This window comes from Bradyrhizobium sp. ORS 86 (genome assembly GCF_045571475.1).
Lineage (GTDB): Bacteria > Pseudomonadota > Alphaproteobacteria > Rhizobiales > Xanthobacteraceae > Bradyrhizobium.
On record NZ_CP120699.1, the window covers coordinates 3,136,209 to 3,158,771 of the forward strand.

At 63.2% G+C, this 22,563-nt stretch carries 19 protein-coding genes and 1 pseudogene; 14 read left to right on the forward strand and 6 right to left on the reverse strand.

Annotation, left to right across the window (positions count from 1 at the left end):
• Window positions 1-118: 118 nt before the first annotated feature.
• From P6U25_RS14200 to P6U25_RS14215, 4 genes are read left to right on the forward strand one after another with little or no spacing between them, the layout of a single operon-like run.
• Complete coding sequence (locus tag P6U25_RS14200) at window positions 119-904, forward strand: sterol desaturase family protein (RefSeq protein ID WP_407151784.1); 786 nt, start codon at window positions 119-121, stop codon at window positions 902-904.
• Between the two features lie 17 nt (window positions 905-921).
• Window positions 922-1,299 (forward strand): hypothetical protein, encoded by a 378-nt coding sequence (locus P6U25_RS14205; RefSeq protein ID WP_407151785.1) that lies wholly within the window; start codon window positions 922-924, stop codon window positions 1,297-1,299.
• 13 nt (window positions 1,300-1,312) lie between these two features.
• Window positions 1,313-1,510 carry a hypothetical protein gene (locus P6U25_RS14210; RefSeq protein WP_407151786.1) on the forward strand — a complete coding sequence of 66 codons (198 nt, stop codon included), beginning with the start codon at window positions 1,313-1,315 and terminating at the stop codon, window positions 1,508-1,510.
• Window positions 1,511-1,538: 28 nt separating this feature from the next.
• Window positions 1,539-1,847 (forward strand): DUF6166 domain-containing protein, encoded by a 309-nt coding sequence (locus tag P6U25_RS14215; protein ID WP_407151787.1) that lies wholly within the window; start codon window positions 1,539-1,541, stop codon window positions 1,845-1,847.
• 28 nt (window positions 1,848-1,875) lie between these two features.
• On the opposite strand, the gene P6U25_RS14220 is transcribed toward P6U25_RS14215, so the two are convergent.
• The 3 genes from P6U25_RS14220 to P6U25_RS14230 form a co-directional block, all read right to left on the reverse strand.
• The gene (locus P6U25_RS14220) at window positions 1,876-2,634 is read right to left on the reverse strand and encodes a GntR family transcriptional regulator (RefSeq protein WP_407151788.1); all 759 of its coding nucleotides are present in this window, start codon (window positions 2,632-2,634) and stop codon (window positions 1,876-1,878) included.
• Window positions 2,635-2,891: 257 nt separating this feature from the next.
• Complete coding sequence (locus P6U25_RS14225) at window positions 2,892-3,506, reverse strand: transglutaminase-like cysteine peptidase (protein WP_407151789.1); 615 nt, start codon at window positions 3,504-3,506, stop codon at window positions 2,892-2,894.
• A gap of 332 nt (window positions 3,507-3,838) precedes the next feature.
• Window positions 3,839-4,456: a PilZ domain-containing protein gene (locus P6U25_RS14230; protein WP_407152518.1), complete on the reverse strand. Its 618-nt coding sequence runs from the start codon at window positions 4,454-4,456 to the stop codon at window positions 3,839-3,841.
• A 186-nt stretch (window positions 4,457-4,642) separates the two neighbouring features.
• Between P6U25_RS14230 and P6U25_RS14235 the strand changes: the two genes are divergently transcribed.
• The 6 genes from P6U25_RS14235 to P6U25_RS14260 all read left to right on the forward strand — a co-directional run bounded on the left by P6U25_RS14235 (window position 4,643) and on the right by P6U25_RS14260 (window position 13,565).
• Window positions 4,643-5,794: a zinc-binding dehydrogenase gene (locus tag P6U25_RS14235; protein ID WP_407151790.1), complete on the forward strand. Its 1,152-nt coding sequence runs from the start codon at window positions 4,643-4,645 to the stop codon at window positions 5,792-5,794.
• Window positions 5,795-6,225: 431 nt separating this feature from the next.
• A complete protein-coding gene (locus P6U25_RS14240) occupies window positions 6,226-8,040 on the forward strand; it encodes a patatin-like phospholipase family protein (RefSeq protein ID WP_407151791.1) in 1,815 nt (604 codons plus the stop codon).
• Window positions 8,041-8,156: 116 nt separating this feature from the next.
• On the forward strand, window positions 8,157-9,917 hold the full coding sequence (locus tag P6U25_RS14245) for a serine hydrolase (RefSeq protein WP_407151792.1): 1,761 nt from the start codon (window positions 8,157-8,159) through the stop codon (window positions 9,915-9,917).
• A 22-nt stretch (window positions 9,918-9,939) separates the two neighbouring features.
• A complete protein-coding gene (locus P6U25_RS14250) occupies window positions 9,940-11,079 on the forward strand; it encodes an amidohydrolase/deacetylase family metallohydrolase (RefSeq protein ID WP_407151793.1) in 1,140 nt (379 codons plus the stop codon).
• A gap of 216 nt (window positions 11,080-11,295) precedes the next feature.
• Entirely contained in the window at window positions 11,296-12,135 is an 840-nt protein-coding gene (locus P6U25_RS14255) for a class I SAM-dependent methyltransferase (RefSeq protein ID WP_407151794.1), read from the forward strand.
• 467 nt (window positions 12,136-12,602) lie between these two features.
• Window positions 12,603-13,565: an alpha/beta fold hydrolase gene (locus P6U25_RS14260; protein ID WP_407151795.1), complete on the forward strand. Its 963-nt coding sequence runs from the start codon at window positions 12,603-12,605 to the stop codon at window positions 13,563-13,565.
• Window positions 13,566-14,025: 460 nt separating this feature from the next.
• Here the strand turns inward: P6U25_RS14260 and P6U25_RS14265 are convergent, their stop codons facing one another.
• The gene (locus P6U25_RS14265; RefSeq protein ID WP_407151796.1) at window positions 14,026-15,087 is read right to left on the reverse strand and encodes a PAS domain S-box protein; all 1,062 of its coding nucleotides are present in this window, start codon (window positions 15,085-15,087) and stop codon (window positions 14,026-14,028) included.
• A gap of 991 nt (window positions 15,088-16,078) precedes the next feature.
• Between P6U25_RS14265 and P6U25_RS14270 the strand changes: the two are divergent.
• A pseudogene (locus P6U25_RS14270) lies at window positions 16,079-16,281 on the forward strand (amidohydrolase/deacetylase family metallohydrolase); the annotation flags it as partial.
• Window positions 16,282-16,291: 10 nt separating this feature from the next.
• Here the strand turns inward: P6U25_RS14270 and P6U25_RS14275 are convergent.
• Together P6U25_RS14275 and P6U25_RS14280 are read right to left on the reverse strand one after the other, a co-directional pair.
• On the reverse strand, window positions 16,292-16,462 hold the full coding sequence (locus P6U25_RS14275; RefSeq protein ID WP_407151797.1) for a hypothetical protein: 171 nt from the start codon (window positions 16,460-16,462) through the stop codon (window positions 16,292-16,294).
• A 441-nt stretch (window positions 16,463-16,903) separates the two neighbouring features.
• On the reverse strand, window positions 16,904-18,514 hold the full coding sequence (locus P6U25_RS14280; protein ID WP_407151798.1) for an ABC transporter substrate-binding protein: 1,611 nt from the start codon (window positions 18,512-18,514) through the stop codon (window positions 16,904-16,906).
• 374 nt (window positions 18,515-18,888) lie between these two features.
• On the opposite strand from P6U25_RS14280, the gene P6U25_RS14285 reads away from it, so the two are divergent.
• The 3 genes from P6U25_RS14285 to P6U25_RS14295 are packed head-to-tail and all read left to right on the forward strand — an operon-like array spanning window position 18,889 to window position 22,491.
• Entirely contained in the window at window positions 18,889-19,749 is an 861-nt protein-coding gene (locus tag P6U25_RS14285; protein ID WP_407152519.1) for an FAD binding domain-containing protein, read from the forward strand.
• Between the two features lie 4 nt (window positions 19,750-19,753).
• On the forward strand, window positions 19,754-20,236 hold the full coding sequence (locus tag P6U25_RS14290; protein ID WP_407151799.1) for a (2Fe-2S)-binding protein: 483 nt from the start codon (window positions 19,754-19,756) through the stop codon (window positions 20,234-20,236).
• The gene (locus P6U25_RS14295) at window positions 20,233-22,491 is read left to right on the forward strand and encodes a xanthine dehydrogenase family protein molybdopterin-binding subunit (protein WP_407151800.1); all 2,259 of its coding nucleotides are present in this window, start codon (window positions 20,233-20,235) and stop codon (window positions 22,489-22,491) included. Before P6U25_RS14290 ends, P6U25_RS14295 begins: the two co-directional genes overlap by 4 nt.
• Window positions 22,492-22,563 lie beyond the last annotated feature (72 nt).

The window sequence follows — 22,563 nt, forward strand, 5'->3', positions numbered from 1 at the left end:
TCGTCTCCCGGAGGCATTGTCCGCACCGCGAACGCCACCGGGGACCGACCCGGCTTGCCTTCGGCATCTGATGTGCTACTGATATGTCAGAAGCAAATCGACGTATGGGAGGATCGCGATGGAGTTGGCCGCGACCGGAATGACGGAACGCCAGCGCAAGTATCGCGCCACCTACCGCGAGCGCGTGGTCGGTTGGTACAATGGCTGGCTCCATGTGGTGCTGATCTACACGATCGGCTTCACGGCGCTGTACGTCTATCTCGCCAACCTGCACGACGTGCACTGGTGGGAATACATCACCATTCCCGTGGTGTTCCTGATCGCAAATTTCTTCGAATGGGCGGTGCATCGTTTCGTCATGCACCGGCCGTCAAACGTGCCGGTGCTGCGCGCGATCTACAATCGCCACACGCTGATGCACCATCAGTTCTTCACCGAGCAGGAAATGCGCTTTGCCGATCACTACGACTGGCGCGTGACGTTCTTTCCGCCCTATGCGCTCGTGGTGTTCACGCTGATGTCGATCCCGCCCGCCATCGTGGCCGGGCTCGTGATCTCGGCCAATACGGGCTGGCTGCTGATCACCACGACGACCTCGATGTACCTGATCTACGAGTTCATGCACTTCTGCTGCCACGTCGAGGAAAGCGCCTTTGTGCGCAACACGCCGTTCGTCAACACCATCCGCAGGCATCACACCGCGCATCATAACCAATCGATCATGATGGAGCGGAACATGAACCTGACATTCCCCGTGATGGATTACCTGTTCGGCACCTCCGACCTCAATCGTGGTCTGCTGGGTCACATCTTCAACGGCTACAGCACGCGATATGTGAAGACCGACATGCGACGCACGGCCCGGACCCCGCGCGTCGGTGGCATCGCCGCTCCCGCCGAATAGGAGATGGGCAAGCCCTGATGATGCAGCTCGAGCCAAATCTCGCCGCGCTCACTTGGTTCTGCCTGCTGTGGAGCGTCTGCTGTATCTGCTTCCTGCAGCTCGTCGGCATGTATCCGCTGCAGCGCCGCTTCGGCGCGGCGGTCGTTGCGGCAACGCTGCTGTGGAGCGCGCTGTTCGTCGGAACCATTGCGTTCGCCGCCGTCGAATTGCGCTGGAGCACCATCGTCGTGGTGGGCGGCGTGCTGTTCCTGTTCCTGCCGGAGCTGTTCCAGGCACTGCCGCGCCACTGGCGCGACGGACGAGCGGGGCTCGGGATATCCGGCTGCGTGATGATCATCGCGCTCGTGCTGCTCGCGCAGGTCGCGCCGCCGGCGCTACATACGTGGTTCGCCTGAGAGGAGATGCCGAATGCCAAGCCGCATCAAGTTGATGTTATCGGTGGCGTGGCTCGTCACCGCTGCATGCGGGTGTTGGTTCATGGTCTATCTCGGCCGGCAGGGCCCGAGCTACGCGGTCGCGTTCCTCGGCGTGTTCGCCACCGTCGCGATGTGGATCTTCCCGGAGGTGGTGAGGAAGGATCTCAAGACACGGCCGCCGGGGTCATGACACGATGCCGGGACGCGAGGAGAGACTGATGGCTATCTACACAGGCGATCGCACCATTGACGGCATCTCTGTCCTGGTCGATGGGCAGCCGCTGTCGCCGCACTACGATCAGCTTCGGTTGACCGACCACGGCTTCGAATGGAGCTATGAGGGGCCCGAGCCGGCCCAGTTGGCGTTCGCGCTGCTCTACGAGCACCTGAGGGACGCTGGCGCAGCGAAGGCGCTGCATGAGAGCTTCATGCGCGGTGTGGTCGCCAATTTCGACAATGAATGGGAGTTGAGCTCGGCCGATCTCGACGAGGCGGTCGCGGCGCTCAGGGCGGGACGGGCGGCGTAACGGTTCTCCGCGCTGCCCGTGCGCTGCCTCACAGCGTCGATCGCGCAAAACTTTCGATGTAATCGATCAGCTTGTCCGAAGCTTCGCCCGCCGCATCGACACGGTGCTCGACGATCGCTTCGGCGACTTCGGCATGCAGGCGGGCGGCAAGCGGCAGATCGGCCGCTTCCTTGTAATGCTGATACCAGAAGCGACGCGACAGCCCGTGCATCAGCCCCATCGCCCGGCTGGCGAATTCGTTGCGCGATGCCGCCGCTACCAAGGTGTTGAATTTCTGGTCGAGCCGCATGAACAGCAGGTCATCGGACTTGCTCGCCGCCTGCCGCATGCCGGAGGCAATCTCCGAGAACCGCGCCCGCTGCTCGGGGGTCGCCCGTTCGGCGGCCCCGCGCGCCATCAGCCGTTCCAGCTCGCGCCGCACTTCGAGCAGGCGAAGCTGAGCGCGCAGATCGATCTCCGACACAAGGACGCCGCGACGGGCGAGAATGTTCACCAGCCCATCGCGCGACAGCCGCTGTAGGGCTTCGCGGATCGGCGTGCGACCGATGCCGAGGCGGTTGGCGAGCACGAGTTCGGACAGCGCGGTGCCCGGTGGCAGTTGCAGCGTCACAATCAGCTCCTCCAACTCGGAATAGGCCCGGTCGGTGAGTGTCACGTCATTTTGGAGAAACGGTGCCTGCTTCGAGGAGCGCGACTTTTCGATGGTCGCGCCGGACTTGCGCCTCGGTCGGCTGGTTCCTGCAAGGGCAGCGCGCGCGGTACCGGATCGTTTGCTCGAATCTGCCATAGACAATGATGCTGCTGATACGCAGCAGATATGTCACAGCTCCGATGGCGGTGACAAGGCCGGCGACCAGCGCAGGGCGATTGACCTCCGGACTTCGATGATGCCAGCCGTCAGCGCGGGATGCTTTCGAGTGCCTCGGTGTGCGCCCAAAAATGGTGCGGCCAGGCTTTGGGGGAAGCCTGGCCGCGCGCGAACCGGTCTGGGACGGGGAGGGGTGGGGATGTGACCGGGTCGCGTGTTCGAGTGATCCCTTGGCTTTACTTCGAGCTTGCGGTTGCCACGGCCGGGCGATTGTCGCCGAGCGAGACCCACACATTGGGATCGCTCTGCGACTGCCGCTTCACGAAGCGGTAGCCGGTCTCGGTCCAGGCGACGATGCTCTCGTTCTGGTTATCGAGCACGAACTCGCCCTTGTTGGTCTTCACCGTCAGCACCGCGTGGCCTTCGCCCTTCTTGTCGCGGACGACCGTGATCAACAGCGCCTCGCGCGGCCAGCCGGCATCCATCAGCATCTTGCGCTTCAGGAGCACGTAGTCCTCGCAGTCGCCGTAGCCGTCGGTCGGCAGCGACCATTTCTCGACGACGCCCCAGTGATCCATGTCGGTCATCGGCTTGATCGTCTCGTTGACCCACTTGTTGACCCGCACCAGGTCGCGCCATGCGGTCTGCGACAACACGATGTCGCGTGGCTGCGTCGCGCCGCCGCGACATTCGCCCGGATTGTCGGTGCAGAATTCGACCCAGCCGATCGGCGATCGCGCAACGTCGCCCAGGCTGGCGTAGAGCACGTCGCCGGCCTTGGCCGAGACGCAAGTCGCAAACAGAATGGCGGCAACCGCCACTGCTTTCCCCTGTCCCCTGAACCCAAACATCGTGGCCCCCGTTCTTTTTGTTGGGACCATGTCTCGCACAAAGGATTTGCGCCGCCGCTAAGTATGCAAAGTAGATTTGACGCGAATACTCGTAAAAGCCTCGGCGTATTCGATCTGTACTTGAATCGAACTCGCCTAAAATTTGAAACAACTGCAATTGATTCAAATTTTATGCATTAACGCGCGAAGCGCTGGGACGACGCGATTTGTTGTCCGGGATGCTCCCGGCGTTAACCGCAAAGCGCGCGGCCCAAATGCGTTGAAGGCGGCCTCCGGTGCTCCGGAGACCGCCTTCAACGACCAAAATTCAAGGAGTAGGACGGCTTGCCGTTTTACCGGGCGGTAACGCTCTCCTCGAGCGCTTCCGCGACCTGCTCGTGAACGAACTCGAGCGCGAAACCTTCCTCCAGGTTTCGCACCACGCGGGCCTGCACCTTGCCGAGCATCACCAGCGACTTCAGCGGCGGGCGGTTCTCGGCGGCGATCGCCGCGCCAGAGAGCGAAAGGTCGATGATCCGGCAGGTCATCCGCGAGCCGTCCTCCTGCGTGAGCAGGGCGATCGGGTTGCGCGGCACGATACGGTCGTGGCGTCGATCCTCCGGCAGATTGAGGATGTCGCGGTTGGCGAGCCAGGTGAGCTGTGCCGCGAGCTTGTCGCGCTTGCGCGCGGTGGCGCCGATCGTCATGGCAAAGCCGTTGTCGATGATGCGGGTGATGCGGCCTTCGACCCGACCGATATGGTCGAGATAGGCGATCACACGGTCGCCGACATTGCCGATGCCCGGTGCCAGCAGAGCGAGGCCGCCCGGGGACATATTGATGATCTGGCAGGGAAACTCGCGCCGGTCGGGCAGCATGTAGCGGCCGAGCAGATGCACCTTCACGCGCTGAAAGCGCCGTCGCTCCTCGGCCATGGGGACGACGGAAGGTTTCTTCTGTGCAAACGACATCACCGCAACCCGACCACAGGCTTCGCCGAACGACCCTAAGGCTGATAGGGTTAACGAGCCGTTATCGCCGGGTGCATCAAGGGTAGGCCGGAGGGTTGCGGTTGAATGATGCTGGGTTGCAGGCCGCCCGATTTCATCACCCGAAATCTGAGCCGCGACCACCGACAACGACAGGAGGACAGGCCGATGCAGGAGATCCGCGTATGCACCCATGAGGGGCCGGGAACACAGCCCGTGATCCGCACCGTGCCGTGGCCCGAGGTCGGCAAGAAGGCGGCCCTGATCAAGGTCGGCGCCTGCGGCGTCTGCGGCACCGACCTGCACATTCTGAAAGGGCACTGGCCCAAGCCGCTGCCATGGCCGTTCACGCTCGGCCACGAGCTCGGCGGCGTGATCGTCGAGTGCGGGCCCGAATTCACCGAGGACTTCATGAGCAAGCCGTTAAAGGTCGGCTCCAAGGTGATGATTCCGCCCTTGATGCCGTGCGGCCGCTGCTACTACTGCATCCATTATCCGGAGAGCGCCAACAAGTGCCTGACGCCGGTCTATTACGGCCGCTACCTCGGCTTCGACAAACCTCCGCACATGTGGGGCGGTTGGGCCGAATACGTCTATGTCGACCTCGACATGCTGCCGGGCACCAAGATCTACAAATTGCCCGACGACATGTCGCTGCGGCTGGGGGCGTTGTCGGAGCCGCTGACCTCGTGCATCCGCGCCTTCAATCGCGCGACGCGCGCCGGCGGCTTCCACTGGGGCGACACCGTCGTGATCCAAGGCTCGGGCCCGATCGGCATCCTCGCGGTTGCCGCCGCGCAGGAGATGGGCGCCGGACGCGTGATCTGCGTCGGCGCGCCGGAAACTCCGCGTCTGGCGCTGGCGCGCAAATTCGGCGCGGAGGCGACGGTCGACATCGAAGCGCTGAAGACGCCGGATGAGCGCATCAAGGCGGTGCGTGACATCGTCGGCGGCTTCGGTGCCGACCTGGTGATGGATTGCTCCGGTCATCCGAGCGCGGGGCCCGAGGGCATCGAGATGCTGCGCGACGGCGGCACCTATGTCGAGATGGGCCAGTTCACCGACGCCGGCTCGATCAATACGTCCTGGCATCGGATCTGCACCAAGGACCTCAACGTGCTCGGCTCCTGGGGCTTCACCGGCAACGACTTGCCGCTCGGCGTCGACATGCTCTACCGCACCCGCGGCAAATATCCCTGGCTCGACATGCAGACGATCTATCCATTCACGGAGCAGGGAATTGCCAGCGCGGTCGCGGATGCGATGGCGATGAAGACGGTGAAGTCGACCATCGTGCCGTGGCCGGAACTGGTCGGCTGATCCCGGTGAACAGTAGGGCAATTGCATTTGGGAGAAGAACGCACTGTGGCCCATCCTTCGAGACGCCCGCCTTTGGCGGGCTCCTCAGGATGAGGTCTTGTTTTTGCGGCACAATAGTAGACCCTCATGGTGAGGAGCGCCGCTTGCGGCGCGTCTCGAACCACGAGGCCGAGGACGTGCGCAGTCGCCCAAGGCGGCATATGCGATAGCCCTGCGGCGAACAGCGGTGCTGCAAATCCTGTTGCACTGCTCCAAAAATAGTGATGCCGCGGAGGCCTCCTTATTTGCTCGCCGCGGCGGCGGCTCGGCGCTAACATGGCAATATGCAATCCAACCGGGTGCCGCCCGCGCAAGGGACAAGCGCAACATTCGCGCTGGGAAACGCGTCGGAGGACTTCGCGCTGTTCAAAACACTCAGCGCGGAGCAGCGGTTGATCGCCTTCGGTGCAATGACCCGGCAGGACCTCGTGCGCGGCCAGTTGCTGGTCGAGCAGGGCGGCCCCTCGGACGCGTTATTCCTGGTGCTGCACGGCGCTCTCGCCGTGTACAGGACCGATCATCCCGAACCGATCGCGGAGCTTCGCGCCGGCGAGCTGGTCGGCGAGATCGGCTTCTTTGCGAATATTCCGCGCACGGCCAATGTGATTGCGATCCGCGATACCAGCGTGCTGGTGTTGACGCGCGCGGCCTATGCGACGCTGGCGCAGCAAACGCCTGGTATCGTCGAGGCGCTGCTTGCCGCCCTTGCACAGCGATTTGCCGTCCAAACCGCGCGCCTGTTGCCCGCGCGGGCCTCACCCAAGGCGCGGACGGTCGCGGTGATATCAGGCGGACGCGAGGCGGCGCCGGCCGAATTTGAACACCGGTTGCGCCGGCGGCTTGCCGCCGTTGATGCGGAGATCGTCGACCTCGCGCGCCTCCAGGCCCTGTTTCCCGGCCGCGCGCTCGATACATCCGAAGTCGCCGACTGGCTCAACAGGATCGAGTATGACGCGCCGCTGGTGGTCTATTTGGGCGGCCAGGACGCATCGGAATGGGCGCGCAAAGCCATTCGCCAGGCCGATCTCGTGGTGTTCGTTTGCCGCGGCGATGCGCCCGGGCCTGATCTCACCGAGATCGAGCGCTTCGCCTGCGCGGTGCATCCCGTGTCGGCGCGACGGCTGGTTCGCGTCCACGATCGCCGGCGCCACGAAGTCAGCGGCACTGCGGCCTGGCTGGCGCGGCTGCCTTGCTTCATGCATCATCATGTCGCGCTCGAGGACGATGTCGACATCGACAGTCTGGTTCGCTTCCTGTGCGGTCGCGCGGTCGGATTTGTCGCCGGCGGCGGTGGCAGCCTGGGTACGGCGCATGTGGGAATCTACAAGGCGTTCCGCGAACGCGGCGTGATGTTCGACATCTTCGTCGGCACCAGCGTCGGTTCGGCAATGGCGGCCGGCTTTGCCAAGAATTTCGACGCCGAGCATCTCGAGCGCGGCACGCATGAGATCTTCGTTTCGAGCCGCAGCTTCCGCCGTCCGACTTGGCCGCGCTACGCCTTGCTGGATCACAAGGCCTTCGATGCGGCCCTTGCCGATCAGTACGGCCACAACTGCCGGATCGAGGACTGCTGGCGTCCCTTCGCGGCGGTGGCGACCAACCTTTCGACGCACAGTCTCGAATTGATCCGCACCGGCCTGCTCTGGCAGGCGGTGCGCGCATCGAGCGCCATCCCCGGCCTGCTGCCACCGTTCTACACCCGCGACGGTGTGATGCTGGTCGACGGATGCCTCGTCGACAACGTTCCGCTGGCGCAAATGCATCAGTTGAAGAGCGGTCCCAATCTCGTGGTTCACTTCGGCGAGCCGGCAACCGAGATGTTCGACGTCGACTATGCCGCGCTGCCGGGTCGGCTCGAACTGCTTGCGGCGATGTTGATGCCGTTCCGGAGAAAGTTGCTTCCCGCCGCGCCCAGTGCTGTCAACGTGTTGTGGCGAAGCCTCGTCGCGCATCAACGCTACGATACGCTGCCGACCACGCCGCTCGACATGGTGATGCGCCCGCCAACTCCTGATGGCATCGACGTGACCGACTTCGACCGTCATCAGGAAATCTTCGAGTCGTCTTACCGTTGGGCCCACGAGACGATCGCCGTCCAGGAGGCGGCGCATCATCCGGCTATTGCAGCCATCGTCGCGTCGGCCAAGGGCGCATATCAATCGGCGCCGATGACCACGGCCGCTTCACAGGAGGCGGTGTTGGGTTGAGGCGCTTGCAGGCGGCGGAGAACTCGATCATCGTGCCGCGGCCGGAACCGGTGAGATAGCCATGCCGGACCGATCCGGCGAGCACTGACGATGCGCAGGACCCAATGAGCCTGGCCATGACCGAGCCCTCCGAACAGCCGGCCTTATCGATCGAGGCCGTGATCCCCGATCTCGACCGGCTCGCCGCTGATCTCATGGACGACTGGAAAGTGCCAGGGGTGGCGCTGGCCGTGGTGCAGGACGGCGAGGTGACGCTGACGCGAGCCTACGGCCAGCGAGATGTCGAGGCAGATCTGCCCATGACATCGGCGACCCATGTCGTGATCTGCTCGATCACCAAGACCTTCACCGCGAGCGCAATCGCGCTGCTGCATAGCGAGGGACGGCTCGACTGGACCAGGCCGGTCCGCGACTATCTGCCGGAATTCCGCCTCAGCGATCCGATCGCGACCGATCGGGTCACGATTGAGGATTTGCTCAGCCACCGGTACGGCTTGCCGCGTCACGACTGGGTGCATCTTCCGGGGGATCGATCGCCGGCCGAGTTGCTGGCGCCGATGCGCTATCTGGAGCTCAGCCGCGACATGCGCACCCATTGGCAGTACAGCAACCTCGGCTACAACGCCCTGGGACTGCTGATCGCGCGCGTCAGCGGCCAGAGCTACGAGAGCTTCATCCGCAAGCGCTTCGCCGACCCGCTCGGCATGACCGTCAGCTTCTCGCTGGACGAACTTGAGGCGACCGAGGGAGCCGCGCGCGGCTATATGATCGACGGCGACATCCGGCTGCCGGGTCTGCGCCTGCCGATCCGCACTATGGCGGCCGGCGCGATTAACACGTCGGCCGCGGATCTTGCGAAATGGATGCGGCTGCATCTCGGCAAGGGCGAGGTCGACGGCCAGCGCCTGTTGCCGGCCGCGATGACGAACGAGATTCTGGTGCCGCGCGTCCACGTCGGCGCGTCTGAGTACTCTGAATTCGGCCATGGGCATTATTGCCTTGGCTTTCAGACCAACAGCTATCGCGGGGACCGGCTGGTCTGGCACGGCGGCGGATGGAATGGTTGGGGCCATCTGATGACACTGATGCCGGATCACGGCATCGGTGTTGTCGTCCTGACCAACCGCAGCGCCAGCCAGGTGCCGCCGGCGCTGACCTGGTCCATCATCGACCGGCTGCGCGGACGCGAGGCCGTCGACTGGCGTGCGCGATTCCGCAAGCAGCGTGACGACTTCATCGCCCATATGCAGGCCGATAAGGATGCGCGCGAGGCGTCGCGCCACAAGGACACGCACCCAGCGCACGCGCTTGCGGCCTATGCCGGCGACTATGAACATCCGGCCTATGGCGTGATGTCGATCGAGGAGCGGGATGGCGCATTGCAATGGTCGTGGCGTGGCATGGCGGCGCCGCTCGCGCACCGGCACTATGAGACCTTCGAATTGCCCGAGATCGTTGGCCGTCTGTTGCCGGACCGGCTCAGCATCACGTTCCTGACCGATCGCGACGGCAACATCGTCAGCCTGTCGGCACCGCTCGAGCAATTGGTGAAGGACATCGTGTTTGCGCGGCTGGCGGGCGGCGAATGCACGGATGCGGCGTTCCGGGCGCGCTGCGTCGGCCGGTTCAAGGGCGCGGTGACGCACCACATCACGCGCGATCCGGAGGGCCAACTGGTCTGGAAGGGCGATTATCAGCCCGCCTATCGGCTTGCGCCGTTGCAAGGCAGGCGCTTTCGCGTTGTCGAACTGGATGGCTTCGCCGTCGAGTTCCGCGGCGACGCGTCGACCGTGACCGAAATGGTTCTGCACCAGCCGTATGGCACCTTCATTGCCGCGCGCGCGGACGATGACGCCGCGACGGCGCAGCAACAGTGACATCCCACGTTCGGAGACGAGAATGCCTTTCGATTTGATCCTGCGCGGCGGCCGGGTGATCGACCCCTCGCAGAAGCTGGACGCCGTAACGGACGTGGCCTTCGCCGGCGGCAAGGTCGCCGCGGTCGGCAACGGCTTGAAGCCTGACGCGTCGACCGAGGTCCGCGATGTCTCCCGATACATCGTCACGCCCGGGATCATCGACCTGCACACCCACGTCTATTGGGGCGGCACCTCGCTCGGCATCGATGCCGAGGAGTTCTGCCGCACCTCGGGCGTGACGACGGCCGTCGATACCGGCAGCGCCGGTCCCGGCAATTTCGCAGGCTTCCGCAAGCATGTGATCGAGCCGAGCCAGGTCCGCATCCTCGCTTATCTGCACGTCTCGCATGCCGGCATCTTCGGCTTCTCCGACAGGGTGATGGTCGGCGAGAGCGAGGAGCTGCGGCTGATGAATCCGGTCGATGCCGCCCGCGTCGCCGACGAGAACCGCGATCTGATCGTCGGCATCAAGGTGCGGGTCGGGCTGTTCGCCTCCGGCACCTCGGGCGTCGTACCGCTCGACATCGCGCTCGAGGTCGCCGAGCAGGTCGGCATGCCCTTGATGGCGCATATCGACCATCCGCCGCCGAGCTATGAGGAGGTGCTGGCGCGCCTGCGTCCCGGCGATGTGCTGACCCATGCATTCCGTCCGTTCCCCAACACGCCCGCGACGGCGCAGGGCACGGTGAAGAAGGTGGTGCTTCAGGCGCGCGAGCGCGGCGTGCTGTTCGACATCGGTCACGGCAAGGGCTCGTTCGCCTTCAAGACCGCACGTGCGATGCTCGCCAACGGCTTCTATCCCGACACCATTTCGTCCGACATCCATCAGCTCTGCATCCACGGCCCGGCCTTCGACCAGGTGACGACGATGTCGAAATTCCTCTGCATGGGGATGTCGCTGCCGGATGTGATCGCGGCCTCGACTGTCAATGCCGCGATGGCGCTGCGCCGCCCGGAGCTCGGCAGCCTCAAGCCCGGCAGCGTCGGCGACGCCACGCTGATCTCGGTCAGGGAAGGGCAGTTCGACTATGTCGACGTGGTCGGTGAGCACCTGACGGGGAATCGCAAGATCATCGCCGAAGGCGTCGTCATCGGCGGCCGCTGGTGGCATCCGAGATAGGGCGTGCGCTTGCGAAACCCGCATCCGCTTTGTTCTCAGAAAGGCGGCTTCGAAGCTGGTTTGAATGAACGGCGGCTATGGGCCAGGAATGGTCATTTGCCTTCCGAAATCACCGATACTTCCCGGCTTCTGTTCGTTACCCCTGGTTCGTGATAATCTTTGAGCGGCGCTGCTCTATTCAAAGCGCGACAGTGAAAGCCTGATCGGGGGCGGGACATGCCAATTCAGGTGTCGAACCAGCCGGATGCCTTTCGAGACTTCGAGCGAAGCGGATGGAACGCGGTGTCCGAGGGTTACGAAGCTGTCTTTGGTCCGCTGACCGCACAGTCGGTTGATGTCACGCTCGATGCAGCCGGAGTCATTAGCGGATGTGACGTGCTCGATGTCTGCACGGGACACGGTGTGTTGGCGCTGGCTGCTACCGAGCGCGGTGCGAAGGTATCCGCGGTCGACTTCTCGGAGGCCATGGTTGCTGCTGCCCGTCGGAACGTTCCGTCGATCGATTGTCGCCAAGGGGACGCGCAAGATCTGCCGTATCCCAATGATAGGTTCGATGCCGTCATTTGCGGCTATGGCATCCTCCATGTACCCGAGCCGGACCGCGCTTTGGCGGAAATGCGTCGAGTTCTTCGTCCCGGCGGCCGCGTGGCGATCAGCGTTTGGGAACGCCCCTCGCCAGCCAATGGCTTCGGCCTTCTCTTGCGGACGGTGAAAGCTCACGGGCGTGTTGACGTCTCCCTGCCGCACGGGCCCGACTTCTTCCAGTTCGGCGATCCCGAGGATATGAAGGCCGCGCTTGCCCAAGCGGACTTCTCCGATGTCGCTGCAACTACGGTGGCTCAGACCCTGGTACTGAAAACCGCGACTGGATTGGTGAATCTGGTATTGCAAGGAGGAGTAAGGATAAGGGCTCTTTTACTTGCACAAGACAGCGCTGCTCTCTCGGCAATCAACATCGCCGTCGCTGAAGGAGTGGATCAGCTATTCCGCAAGGGCGACCGCTTCCAGGTCCCCATGCCTGCCATTCTTGGAAGTGGGGTAAAGCCGCGGCAGTAAATAGGTCCCATCCTATTTCCGATTGAGGAGCGGCAAGCTCTGGCCCGACCATGATCCGCCTGTCTTGGCGAAATGAGCCGCGCGGTTCTTTCCCGTCAGCGCGTCGGCGTCGCGCTTCGCGATCGGCGCGACGCGAATTTCTTTAGCCTGTCCCATGGTTGGTCACTGAGCTCGTAGCGCATGATTCGAGGCTCCGGTTCGCGAGTCACGGCGGGACCGTCAACCCAGAATGGCCCGTCGCGGAGGCGACAATGCTCTGAATTCACTTCAGCCTTTGGGATATTGTGGATATTGCCGGACTTGCTTCTGGCTCGATCCGGTCGACAATGACCCCAAGCCGACCTTGCGCCGTTGCTGCCGGCGAGCATAGCATGGATGCACGGCGGTGTGCACAGGGCCACTTCGATTGTGGCTGGAGGCTCACAACGTGACTGATTGGCTATCAGATAATCTTGCGGGGGGTGGCAATGACGATCTCGCATCGATTTATCGAGACAAATGGCATTCAAATGCACTTGGCCGAAGCAGGAAGCGGTCCCGTTGTGCTTCTCTGCCACGGCTGGCCGAAGTCCTGGTATTCGTGGCGACACCAATTGGAAGCACTCGCTGCCGCCGGATATCACGCCATTGCTCCCGATATGCGTGGTTACGGGCAGACGGACAAACCAGAGGCGATCGATCAATATACCATGTTGCACCTGACCGGTGACATGGTCGGATTGCTCGATGCTGTCGGCGTGGACCAGGCAGTTATTGTCGGACACGATTGGGGAGCGCCGGTCGCCTGGCACTCTGCTTTGTTCAGACCGGACCGGCTTAAGGCCGTCGTTGGCTTGAGCGTGCCGTTTCGGCCACGGGGTCCCAACCGTCCAAGCACCGTTTGGCCGAGGACCGAAACGCAACGTTGGTATCAACTCTATTTCCAGACGCCGGGAGTTGCCGAGGCGGAGCTCGAAAAGGACGTCCACCATGCAATCAAGACAACATACTTCGCCTTATCTGGCGATGCAGCGGTTGAAAATCTGGCGTCGCTCTCGATGCTCCCCGGTGAAGGTGGCTGGCTCGATGGGAAGCCGACAACCCAGTCATTGCCGGCGTGGCTAACGGAGAATGATCTCGAATTTTGCGTCGAGGAGTTCAAGCGCACCGGCTTCAGGGGAAGCTTGAATTGGTATCGTAACATTGATCGCAATTGGGAGTTGCTCGCGCCGTGGTCTGGCGCAAAGGTTCAGGTCCCGGCACTCTATATCGTTGGCGATCGAGACCTGATTAACGCATTTCCGGGAATGGACAAAACCATCCTTAACCTGAAACAGTCCGTGCCCCTGCTTCGCGAGACTATCGTCTTGAAAGGTTGTGGTCATTTGACGCAGCAAGAGCGCGCAAAAGACGTGAATGATGCGATCTTGGAATTTTTGAAGTCGTTATAGGTCGCGAACCGACCACGTCGCCGCTAGAGCGCCGTGAGTGCCCCCTTCAACCACATCAGGTAATCGCGGACATTGGGGCCCCGGAGGACAAGGCCATGCCAGACACACCATCGCGGTCCGCCCTCTCACGTCGCAGCCTCACAGTGAAAATCCAGGAGTCGCATCGGCGCCGTCATCTGAGCGCGATGAAAGCCGCGCTCATCAAGTTTGCATCGGGCGGTGTGCACAGAGCCACTTCGATTGTGGCTGGTACCTTTGAGTTCATATAGCTGTAACGGGCGCATTCGTTCCCAGCGTCGGAAAATTCAATCATAACTTGATATTCGAAAGCCGGAAGCGGGCGCGGACTATCCCTGGAAGCAGGTCGAGGTTGCGAACCGAAGGTTCAACGCAGTCTCCGCAGCTTCGCCTTCGAGACCAGCGTCACACGTGACGCAGCGAAGCCCGGTTCGTTGGGATTTCACGTCGGAACCGCAATTACGCAGACGAGACCTTCTGCACGCCAGTCAAAGCGCACCTGGCCGCCAAGTGGGCTGATCGTTCCTTCGATGAGGCGGCTACCAAATCCCTTGCGTTCGGGCGCATTTACCTTCGGACCGCCCAATTCCGTCCAGCGGATTATTAGTTTTCCATCTTCGCTGCGCGACCACGCCAACTCGATCCGGCCTTTCGCGTTGGATAGCGCTCCATACTTGGAAGCATTGGTTGCTAATTCATGCAAGACGACAGCAATCGCCTGCGCAGCGGTGGGGTCTAACACTGTTTGCGGACCCTCCATCCTAATCCGCTTGTCGTGGCTCGCTTGGAGATAAGGGGCGAGCTCCTGCTTGGCGATCGCCGAGACTTCGGCCCCTTTCCACCGTGATGCAACGAACAGCGAGTGAACATTTGCCATCGCTTGGATGCGCCCGGTGATCACTTCCTTGAGCCTGTCGCAGGTGTCAGATTGAGAAAGGTTGATGATTGCCTGGACGTTCGAAAGGATGTTCTTGCTTCGGTGCTCCGCCTCGCGAGCCAGAATGCCAATCTGCTCCTGAGCTCGTTTCTGCTCGGTGATATCTCTCGCAATCTTTGATGCGCCAACGATGTTGCCGTGGGTATCTTTGACAGGAGAAACGGTCAGGGAAATAGTGATTAAGCTACCATCCTTACGTCGCCGAACCGTCTCAAAATGATCGACTCGCTCACCTCGTCGGATGCGGGCTAAAATCTCAGGCTCTTCGCTTTGCCGGTCTTCCGGGATCACAAGTGTAATGGACTGACCGATCGCCTCGGTGGCAGAGTAGCCGAAGATGCGCTCAGCCGCTCTATTCCAGCTCGTAATAATGCCATCTAGATCCTTGCTAACGATCGCGTCGTCGCTGCACTCAACTATGGAGGCAAGTAGATTGGCCAAGCGCTTGGCGCGTTCCAGAGCCGGCTCGCGGACAAGAGGCTTGCTTTGAGATTCCGATTCGCCTTTCGGCGCCAATGGCTTCCCCCCGAAATCGACATGCGGCAGGGCGTTTGGTGTTTCAATCATAGCAGCAAGCGCAAAGGATGGAATGTCTTCGTTGGGTCAAGAACCGCCGTTGGTGGCCGAATAAAGTCCGCCTATCGCCCACCAGACAACGTGACTGATGGTCAAAGGAGGATTTCAGCTATGGGCCAACAGACGAACATCAGCGAAACGAAAGGGGCCGCCGAGTGAAGCGGCCCTAGTGTTGCCGGAGCTGGTTCGACGCTCTTGTGAGCGCCGCGTCAATCTTCTAGTCCGGTACTAGTAGTCGCAACGGCGGACCCTGCGGACCGAACCATCGTCGCGCTCGATCGTGACGGTGCGGCATCCACGATATCCGCGATCGTATCCGTAGGCACGATAGGCGGGTCGATCGTAGTCTCGGTAGTAACGCGGATAATGCGGACCCACTCTCACGCCGCCGAACGGAGTATCAACGGCAACTTGAGCTGACGCGGGTGTAATGGAGATCGGAGTGGCGATACCGAAACCAGCAACCGCCAGTACGCCAGCCAGTAACAGAGTTCTCATAACACATTCCTCCCGAATTATTACGTCGCTTTCCAACATCCCAGGTAGAGCAAAGTTCCTGCCCGAAATTCATCCAAACGCGGGCGGCTCAGACTGAGCTCGCCTGCCTCCGCTACCCAGCATGGCCGAGGCACTGGATCACCTGCGGCTCGCAGTCTCGCTTTGGCGGCCCGGCCCATCGCAATAGCGTGTCGTCCTCCATGCCCCATAATGCAGGACCGATTCATCTTGTTCCCGCGAATACGGACAGTAGCCGCCGTCGCATATTCCTGAACCGAACAAATTCCGACCGGAATGTCCGTTGAGGGTCAAAAGCCGTCGATGACAACCGATCTTGGCGATGACTGCTTCCCCAAAAGCCGAATTTGTGAGTCCACGGCTAGTCATCTCGCAAATCTTTCGCGAGCAAGAGCGTGCGCTGAACGAGGCCAAGGCGACGACGGCGCAGATGGCGCTGATGCAATCGTCGGGCGAGGGGCGCGATTCCTCGACCTTCAATGCTGCGATGGCGCTGCGCCCCCGAAGCTCGGCAGTCTCAAGCCCGGCAGCGTCGGCGACGCCACGCTGATCTCGGTCAGGGAAGGGCAGTTCGACTATGTCGACGCGGTCGGCGAGCACCTGACCGGCAATCGCAAGATCGTGTCCGAAGGCGTCGTCATCGGAGGCCGTTGGTGGCATCCGAAATGAACGTCACGACTTACAGCTCCTGCATCTGTTTGAGCTCGGCGTTGAACACGGCCTTTGGCACCTGAACCCGCTCATCGGCAAGGAGAGACCTGAGTTCGTTGGCATGAGCATCAAGTTCGCGGCTGACGACAGCCAACCGGTCGAAGAAGTCGAGATCCAGTTCGCTGTCGCGCCGGCGCATGGCGCCCCAGATGTCCCACGGCAGCAGCTCGCGGTTGTTCGGCGCGGCGATGTCGCGGATGAGGTTGCCGGCAATGACGGGAGTAAAGCTTCCAGGCTAAGAGACGACCAAACCCAGGGGTCTTCTCGTCCGCCTCGGAAAAGCGGTCGATGACGATCCGACCCTGGCCACGACTGCTTCCCCAAAAGCCGCGCGCTGCACGAAGCCAAGGCGGCGGCGGCGCAGACGGCGCTGATGCCATCGTCGGGCAAGGGGGCAGGATTTCGGAATATTAGAAATGTATTCCTGAGTTGCCCGACATGTCAAGTTGCTCGGTCGAACCGCCAGTGGCCCGCGGCTCCTTTGCATGGGGTTGTTTTTTATATTTTGCTGCGGCTGGCTGCGCGTGCCTCGGCTGCCCCCAAAGTTGATCGGCCGCGCGCGTCGCTCGCGCCGCCGATCTTACTCGGTCTTGTCGACGTTCCAGAACACCGGCGGCGCCGGGCCTTCCAGCACGCCGGTCAGCGATGTGCGCCAGGCGCTCGGCGCACGGAACTGGCCGAGCGGGATATAGATCACTTGATCATAGGCTTCCTTCTGGATGTCGGTCGCGAGCTTCTTGCGTTCCTCCGCGGAGCTCGCGCGCGCAAAGGCGTCGCGCATCTGCTCCAGCTTGGGATCATCAGGCCAGCCGAACCAGGCGCGCTTGCCGTTGGCGACGATCTGGTTGTTGACGATCGGGTTCATCGTTTCGGTGGCACCGGTGAAGGTGAAGAACATGTTCCAGCCGCCTTCCTTCGGCGGCTTCTGGCTGGCGCGGCGGCTGACCACGGTCTGCCAGTCCGTCACCTGGGCATCGACATTGAAGCCGGCCTCGCGCAGGAGCTGCGCCGCAACGGTCGGCGGGCCCTTCAGCGTCTGGACGTCGCCGGGCACCATGATCACGACGGGCGTGCCGTCATAGCCTGATGCCGCGAGCGCCTTCTTGGCTTCCGCCATGCCGTTGCCCTTGATCAGGGTCTCCGAGCCGACGTCACTGGCAAGCGGCGTGCCGCAGGCGAAATAGGCGCCGCAGATCTCGTAAAATTTGGGATTGCCGACGGTGGCGTCGAGCACGTCCTTCTGGTTCATCGCCAGCAGCGCGGCGCGGCGGATTTTGACGTTGTCGAACGGCGGGTACAGGAAGTTCATCCGGCCCTCGATCTGGAAGCCGAACTTGTTCAGTACCGCGACTGCCAGATCGGGATTGGCTTCAAGCGCCGGCAGCATGTCGATCGACGGCTGCTCCAGGAAATCGATCTCGCCGGATTGCAGCGCGTTGATCGCGGTCTGCGCATCCGGCATCGTCACCCACTCGATGCGATCGACCTTCGCCACCTTGGCCCCGGAGGTCCAGTCCGGCTTCTCCTTGCGCGGGACGTAGTCGGCATTCTTCTCGTAGACCGCTTTGACGCCCGGCTGGAATTCGGCGGCAACGAATTTGAACGGGCCGCAGCCGATCTGCTCGGCGATCTGCTTACCCGGCGGCGTCTCTGCCAGCCGCTTCGGCATCATGAAGGCGACATAGGAGGAGGGCTTTGCGATCGTCTCCAGCACCAGGCCGTATGGCTCCTTGAGCTTGAGCACGATCGTCTTCGGTCCGATGGCCTCGAGGGTTGCCGTGAACTCGGCCAGCTTCTGCGCCATGCCGTCAACCGCGCCCCAACGCTTGAGCGAGGCGACGCAGTCCTCCGCGGTGACCAGCGCGCCGTCATGCCATTTCAGTCCGTCGCGCAGCGTGAAGGTGTAGGTCAGCTTGTCGTCGGAGATCGTCCAGTCCGCCATCTGCGGCCGCACCTTGAAGCTGGCGTCGATCCCGAGCAGGGTGTCGTAGACCATGTAGCCGTGGTCGCGGGTGATGTAGGCGGTGGTGAAACCGGGATCGATGATGCGCAAATCCGAATGCATCACCGCCGTGATGGTCTTGCCCTTGCCCGCGGCAGCGGCCCGTGACGTCCATATCGCCGGCGCGGCGAATGCCGGCGGCAGGCCAGTGGCAAGCTTGAGGAGGGTCCGGCGCGAAACGTGGGGCATTCGCTGTCTCCCGATGTGGCGCAGGCGGGGTCGGTGGTGATCGATCCGTGTGTCGTTTGGCCCGGCACACATGCCGCAGCGATGGGCATGTTTCCCTAATCCGGCCCTTCAGGCAAGCAGGGCGCGTGCGGCCGGGTCCGTGGCCCGCGATTCTCACGATGTGAGAGATCGGTGACTACGGCGCGCGCCGCGGCGGGGGCCGCACAAGTCCGCATCCTGCATAGGAGCCTGCCACTTTCCACCGCAGCTCGGAGGCTGTTCCGACCCCGCCTCGCCGTGTAGGCTGTTGATCCTGCCGGCCAAGCCAGCAAGGCCAACAACCATCCACAAGGGAACGGCAGGCGAGGGAGAACCAAACAACGGCCATGACCGATATCCGATACGTAGCACCGCGCACGCTTGATGAAGCGATTGGCGCATTCGCTGCCGCCGGAAGTGCCGCCCGCATTATGGCAGGCGGGACCGACTTATTGGTGCAAATGCGCTCCGGCCTGGTGCGGCCGGGACTGATCGTCGACATCAAGAAGATCGGCGAGATGACTGAGATCACAGAAACCGCCGACGGCGGCTTCCGCGTCGGCGCCGCCGTCTCCGGCATGGCGCTCGCCGAACACAAGCGCTTCGGCAAGGTCTGGCCCGGCGTGCTCGAGGCCGTCAACCTGATCGGCTCCAAGCAGGTGCAGGGCCGCGCGTCCGCCGGCGGCAATCTCTGCAACGGCTCGCCCGCCGGCGACAGCGTGCCGGCGATGATCGCGGCCGGCGCCGTCGTCACCGTGCAGGGCCCGCATGGCCGCCGCGAGCTCAAGATCGAGGACGTGCCGGCTGGTCCGGGCCGCACCAACCTCAAGCCGGGCGAAATCCTCGTCAGCTTCGCCTTGCCGCCGCGCCCCGCGGGCTCCGGCGATGCGTACTTGCGCATGATTCCGCGCACCGAGATGGACATCGCGGTGGTTGGCCTCGGCGTCAATCTGACGCTGAAGGACGGCATCTGCACCGCGGCGCGGGTCGGGCTCGGCGCGGTCGCGCCGACCGCGCTGCTGATCGAGCCGGCGGCGCAGGCGCTGATCGGCTCGAGGCTCGATGCAGCGGCGCTGGAAGCTGCCGCTGCGGCGTGCCGCGCCGCCTGCCGTCCGATCGACGACAAGCGCGGCACCATCGCCTATCGCACCAAGACCGCCGGCGTGCTGCTGAAACGCGTCGCCGCGATCGCCGCCACGCGCGCCGGAGGGAACTAGCACCATGGCGAAACTGCACGTCACCACCACTGTCAACGGCGAGCCGATGGAGTTCCTCTGCGAGCCCTACGACACCATGCTCGACGCGCTGCGCGGACAGCTTGGCCTCACCGGCTCCAAGGAGGGCTGCTCGTCCGGCGATTGCGGCGCGTGCTCGATCACGCTCGACGATCGCCTGGTCTGCTCCTGCCTGATGCTCGCGGCCGAAGCCGAAGGGCACGAGATCAGGACCATCGAGGGTATCGCGAGCGGCGACCGGCTGCATCCGCTGCAGCAAAAGTTCCTCGAGCACGCCGCGCTTCAATGCGGCATCTGCACCTCGGGCATGATCGTCGCCTCCGAGGCGTTGCTGCGGAAGAACCCGAATCCAACCGAAGAGGAAGTCCGTTTCTGGCTCGCCGGCAATCTCTGCCGGTGTACCGGCTACGACAAGATCGTCCGCGCGGTGATGGAGACCGCCGCCGAAATGCGGGAGGCTGCCCAATGAACGTCGTCGACAACAAGTGGATCGGCCAGCGCACCATTCGCCCTGATGGCGTCGACAAGGTGACGGGCCGCGCGGCGTTTGCCGCCGACACCACCATGCCAGGGATGATCTGGGGCAAGATCCTGCGCAGCCCGCATCCGCATGCGCGGATCAAGTCGATCAACACCGCGAGGGCCGAGGCGCTGCCCGGCGTGAAGGCGGTGGTGACCTCGCGCGACATCGTCGACTTCACAGTCGAGAAGGGCGCGGTGATGCTCGGCATCCAGGACATGCGCTGGATGTGCCGTAACGTGATGGCGCGTGACAAGGCGCTGTTCCCCGGCCATCCGGTGGCGGCGGTGGCCGCGACCACGGAAGCGATCGCGGCGGAGGCCTGCAAGCTGATCGAGGTCGACTACGAGGTGCTGCCCTGGGCGATCGAGATCGACGACGCGTTGAAGCCGGACGCGCCGATCCTGCATGAGTGGAACAAGGTTGACGGCAAGCCCTCGAACATCGTGGGCAAGCTCGAGGTGAAGAAGGGCGACGTCGCGCAGGGCTTCAAGGAAGCCGACATCGTGATCGAGCGCTCCTTCACCACGCGCCCGGTGCACCAGGGCTATATCGAGCCGCATGCCTGCCTGATCTCGGTCGCGGCCGACGGCAAGACCACGATCTGGAGCTCGAGCCAGGGCCAGTTCATGGTGCGCGCGATGACGTCGATGCTGACCGGCATCCCGCAGAGCGACATCCGCGCCATTCCCGCCGAGATCGGCGGCGGCTTCGGCGGCAAGACCATCGTCTATCTGGAGCCGCTCGCGACCTTGCTCGCGAAGAAGTCCGGCCGCCCGGTGAAGATGGTGATGACGCGCGAGGAGGTGATGCGCGCCACCGGGCCGACCTCCGGCTCGAAGAGCACGGTGAAAATCGGCGCCAAGAAGGACGGCACCATCGTCGCCGCCCATGGCACTTTCTATCTCCAGGCCGGTGCGTTTCCGGGATCGCCGATCCGCGGCGCGGTCGGTTGCAGCTTCGCGCCCTACGACATCCCGCATGTGCTGTCGGAAGGTTTTGACGTCTGCTCCAACCGCTCCAAGGTCGCGGCCTATCGCGCGCCCGGCGCGCCGATCGGCGCCTATGCGGTCGAGTGCGTGCTCGACGAGCTGGCCGAGGCACTGAAGATGGATCCGCTGGAGCTGCGCCTGAAGAACGCGGCGAAGCAGGGCACCAAGGCGGCACACGGCCCGGTGTTTCCGCGCATCGGCTATATCGAGACGCTGGAGGTCGCGAAGAACCATCCGCACTATTCCGCGCCGCTCGGCAAGCTGCACGGCCGCGGCGTCGCGTCCGGCTTCTGGTTCAACGCCGGCGGGGAATCCTCGGCACAAGTCAATATCACCGAGGACGGCAACGTCGTCGTCACCACGGGTCACCCTGACATCGGCGGCTCGCGCGCCGGCATCGCCAACATCTGTGCCGAGCTGCTCGGCATCGACTACAAGCGCGTCTCCGTCATCATCGGCGATACGCAGACCGTCGGCTTCTCCAACCTGACCGGCGGCAGCCGCGTGCTGTTCGCCTCCTCGATGGTGGTGACGCAGGCGGCCGACAAGGTGATATCGACCTTGCGCGAGCGCGCGGCAAAGATCTGGGAGATCGATCCCGAAGCGGTGAAGTGGGAAAACGGCGCCGCGCATCCGGTGAGCCCGAATGCCGGCGAGTTCAAGCCGCTGACATTGGCCGATCTCGCCGAGAAGGCGCCCTCGCAGGGCGGCCCGATCGGCGCCAGCGTGCAGCTCAACACGCAAGGCGCCGAAGGCGGCTTCGGCACGCACATCTGCGACGTCGAGGTCGATGTCGAGCTCGGGATCGTGAGAGTCATCCGCTACACCGCTGTGCAGGACGTCGGCCGCGCCATCCATCCAAGCTATGTCGAGGGCCAGCTCCAGGGCGGCGTCGCGCAGGGCATCGGCTGGGCGCTGAACGAGGAGTACATCTACAACAGGGATGGCAAGGTCGATAATCCCGGCTTCCTCGATTATCGCATGCCGGTGTGCTCCGACCTGCCGATGATCGATTGCGCGCTGGTCGAGGTGCCCAACCCGAAGCATCCACAAGGCGTCAAGGGCGTCGGCGAAGTGCCACTGGTGCCTGTCATGGCCGCGGTCGCTAATGCCGTCCACAATGCGCTGGGCAAGCGGTTCTACAGCCTGCCGATGTCACCGCCGAAGGTCTCGGCGGAGCTGGATGCGCCGGTGCAGCAGGCGGCGGAGTAAAAGTCGTAGGGCGGGTTAGGCGAAGCCGTGACCCGCCCTCGCTCTATGACGTCGCATGTCGGCGAGTTACGC

What these genes read in the sequence shown, in the direction of transcription:
- P6U25_RS14290 (WP_407151799.1), top strand. Translation starts at nt 19,754, where the DNA reads ATGGCGAAACTGCACGTCACCACCACTGTCAACGGCGAGCCGATGGAG.
- P6U25_RS14265 (WP_407151796.1), bottom strand. Translation starts at nt 15,087, where the DNA reads ATGATTGAAACACCAAACGCCCTGCCGCATGTCGATTTCGGGGGGAAG.
- P6U25_RS14230 (WP_407152518.1), bottom strand. Translation starts at nt 4,456, where the DNA reads ATGTCGTTTGCACAGAAGAAACCTTCCGTCGTCCCCATGGCCGAGGAG.
- P6U25_RS14260 (WP_407151795.1), top strand. Translation starts at nt 12,603, where the DNA reads ATGACGATCTCGCATCGATTTATCGAGACAAATGGCATTCAAATGCAC.
- P6U25_RS14205 (WP_407151785.1), top strand. Translation starts at nt 922, where the DNA reads ATGATGCAGCTCGAGCCAAATCTCGCCGCGCTCACTTGGTTCTGCCTG.
- P6U25_RS14210 (WP_407151786.1), top strand. Translation starts at nt 1,313, where the DNA reads ATGCCAAGCCGCATCAAGTTGATGTTATCGGTGGCGTGGCTCGTCACC.
- P6U25_RS14280 (WP_407151798.1), bottom strand. Translation starts at nt 18,514, where the DNA reads ATGCCCCACGTTTCGCGCCGGACCCTCCTCAAGCTTGCCACTGGCCTG.
- P6U25_RS14200 (WP_407151784.1), top strand. Translation starts at nt 119, where the DNA reads ATGGAGTTGGCCGCGACCGGAATGACGGAACGCCAGCGCAAGTATCGC.
- P6U25_RS14215 (WP_407151787.1), top strand. Translation starts at nt 1,539, where the DNA reads ATGGCTATCTACACAGGCGATCGCACCATTGACGGCATCTCTGTCCTG.
- P6U25_RS14220 (WP_407151788.1), bottom strand. Translation starts at nt 2,634, where the DNA reads ATGGCAGATTCGAGCAAACGATCCGGTACCGCGCGCGCTGCCCTTGCA.
- P6U25_RS14235 (WP_407151790.1), top strand. Translation starts at nt 4,643, where the DNA reads ATGCAGGAGATCCGCGTATGCACCCATGAGGGGCCGGGAACACAGCCC.
- P6U25_RS14295 (WP_407151800.1), top strand. Translation starts at nt 20,233, where the DNA reads ATGAACGTCGTCGACAACAAGTGGATCGGCCAGCGCACCATTCGCCCT.
- P6U25_RS14275 (WP_407151797.1), bottom strand. Translation starts at nt 16,462, where the DNA reads ATGCGCCGGCGCGACAGCGAACTGGATCTCGACTTCTTCGACCGGTTG.
- P6U25_RS14255 (WP_407151794.1), top strand. Translation starts at nt 11,296, where the DNA reads ATGCCAATTCAGGTGTCGAACCAGCCGGATGCCTTTCGAGACTTCGAG.
- P6U25_RS14250 (WP_407151793.1), top strand. Translation starts at nt 9,940, where the DNA reads ATGCCTTTCGATTTGATCCTGCGCGGCGGCCGGGTGATCGACCCCTCG.
- P6U25_RS14225 (WP_407151789.1), bottom strand. Translation starts at nt 3,506, where the DNA reads ATGTTTGGGTTCAGGGGACAGGGGAAAGCAGTGGCGGTTGCCGCCATT.
- P6U25_RS14245 (WP_407151792.1), top strand. Translation starts at nt 8,157, where the DNA reads ATGACCGAGCCCTCCGAACAGCCGGCCTTATCGATCGAGGCCGTGATC.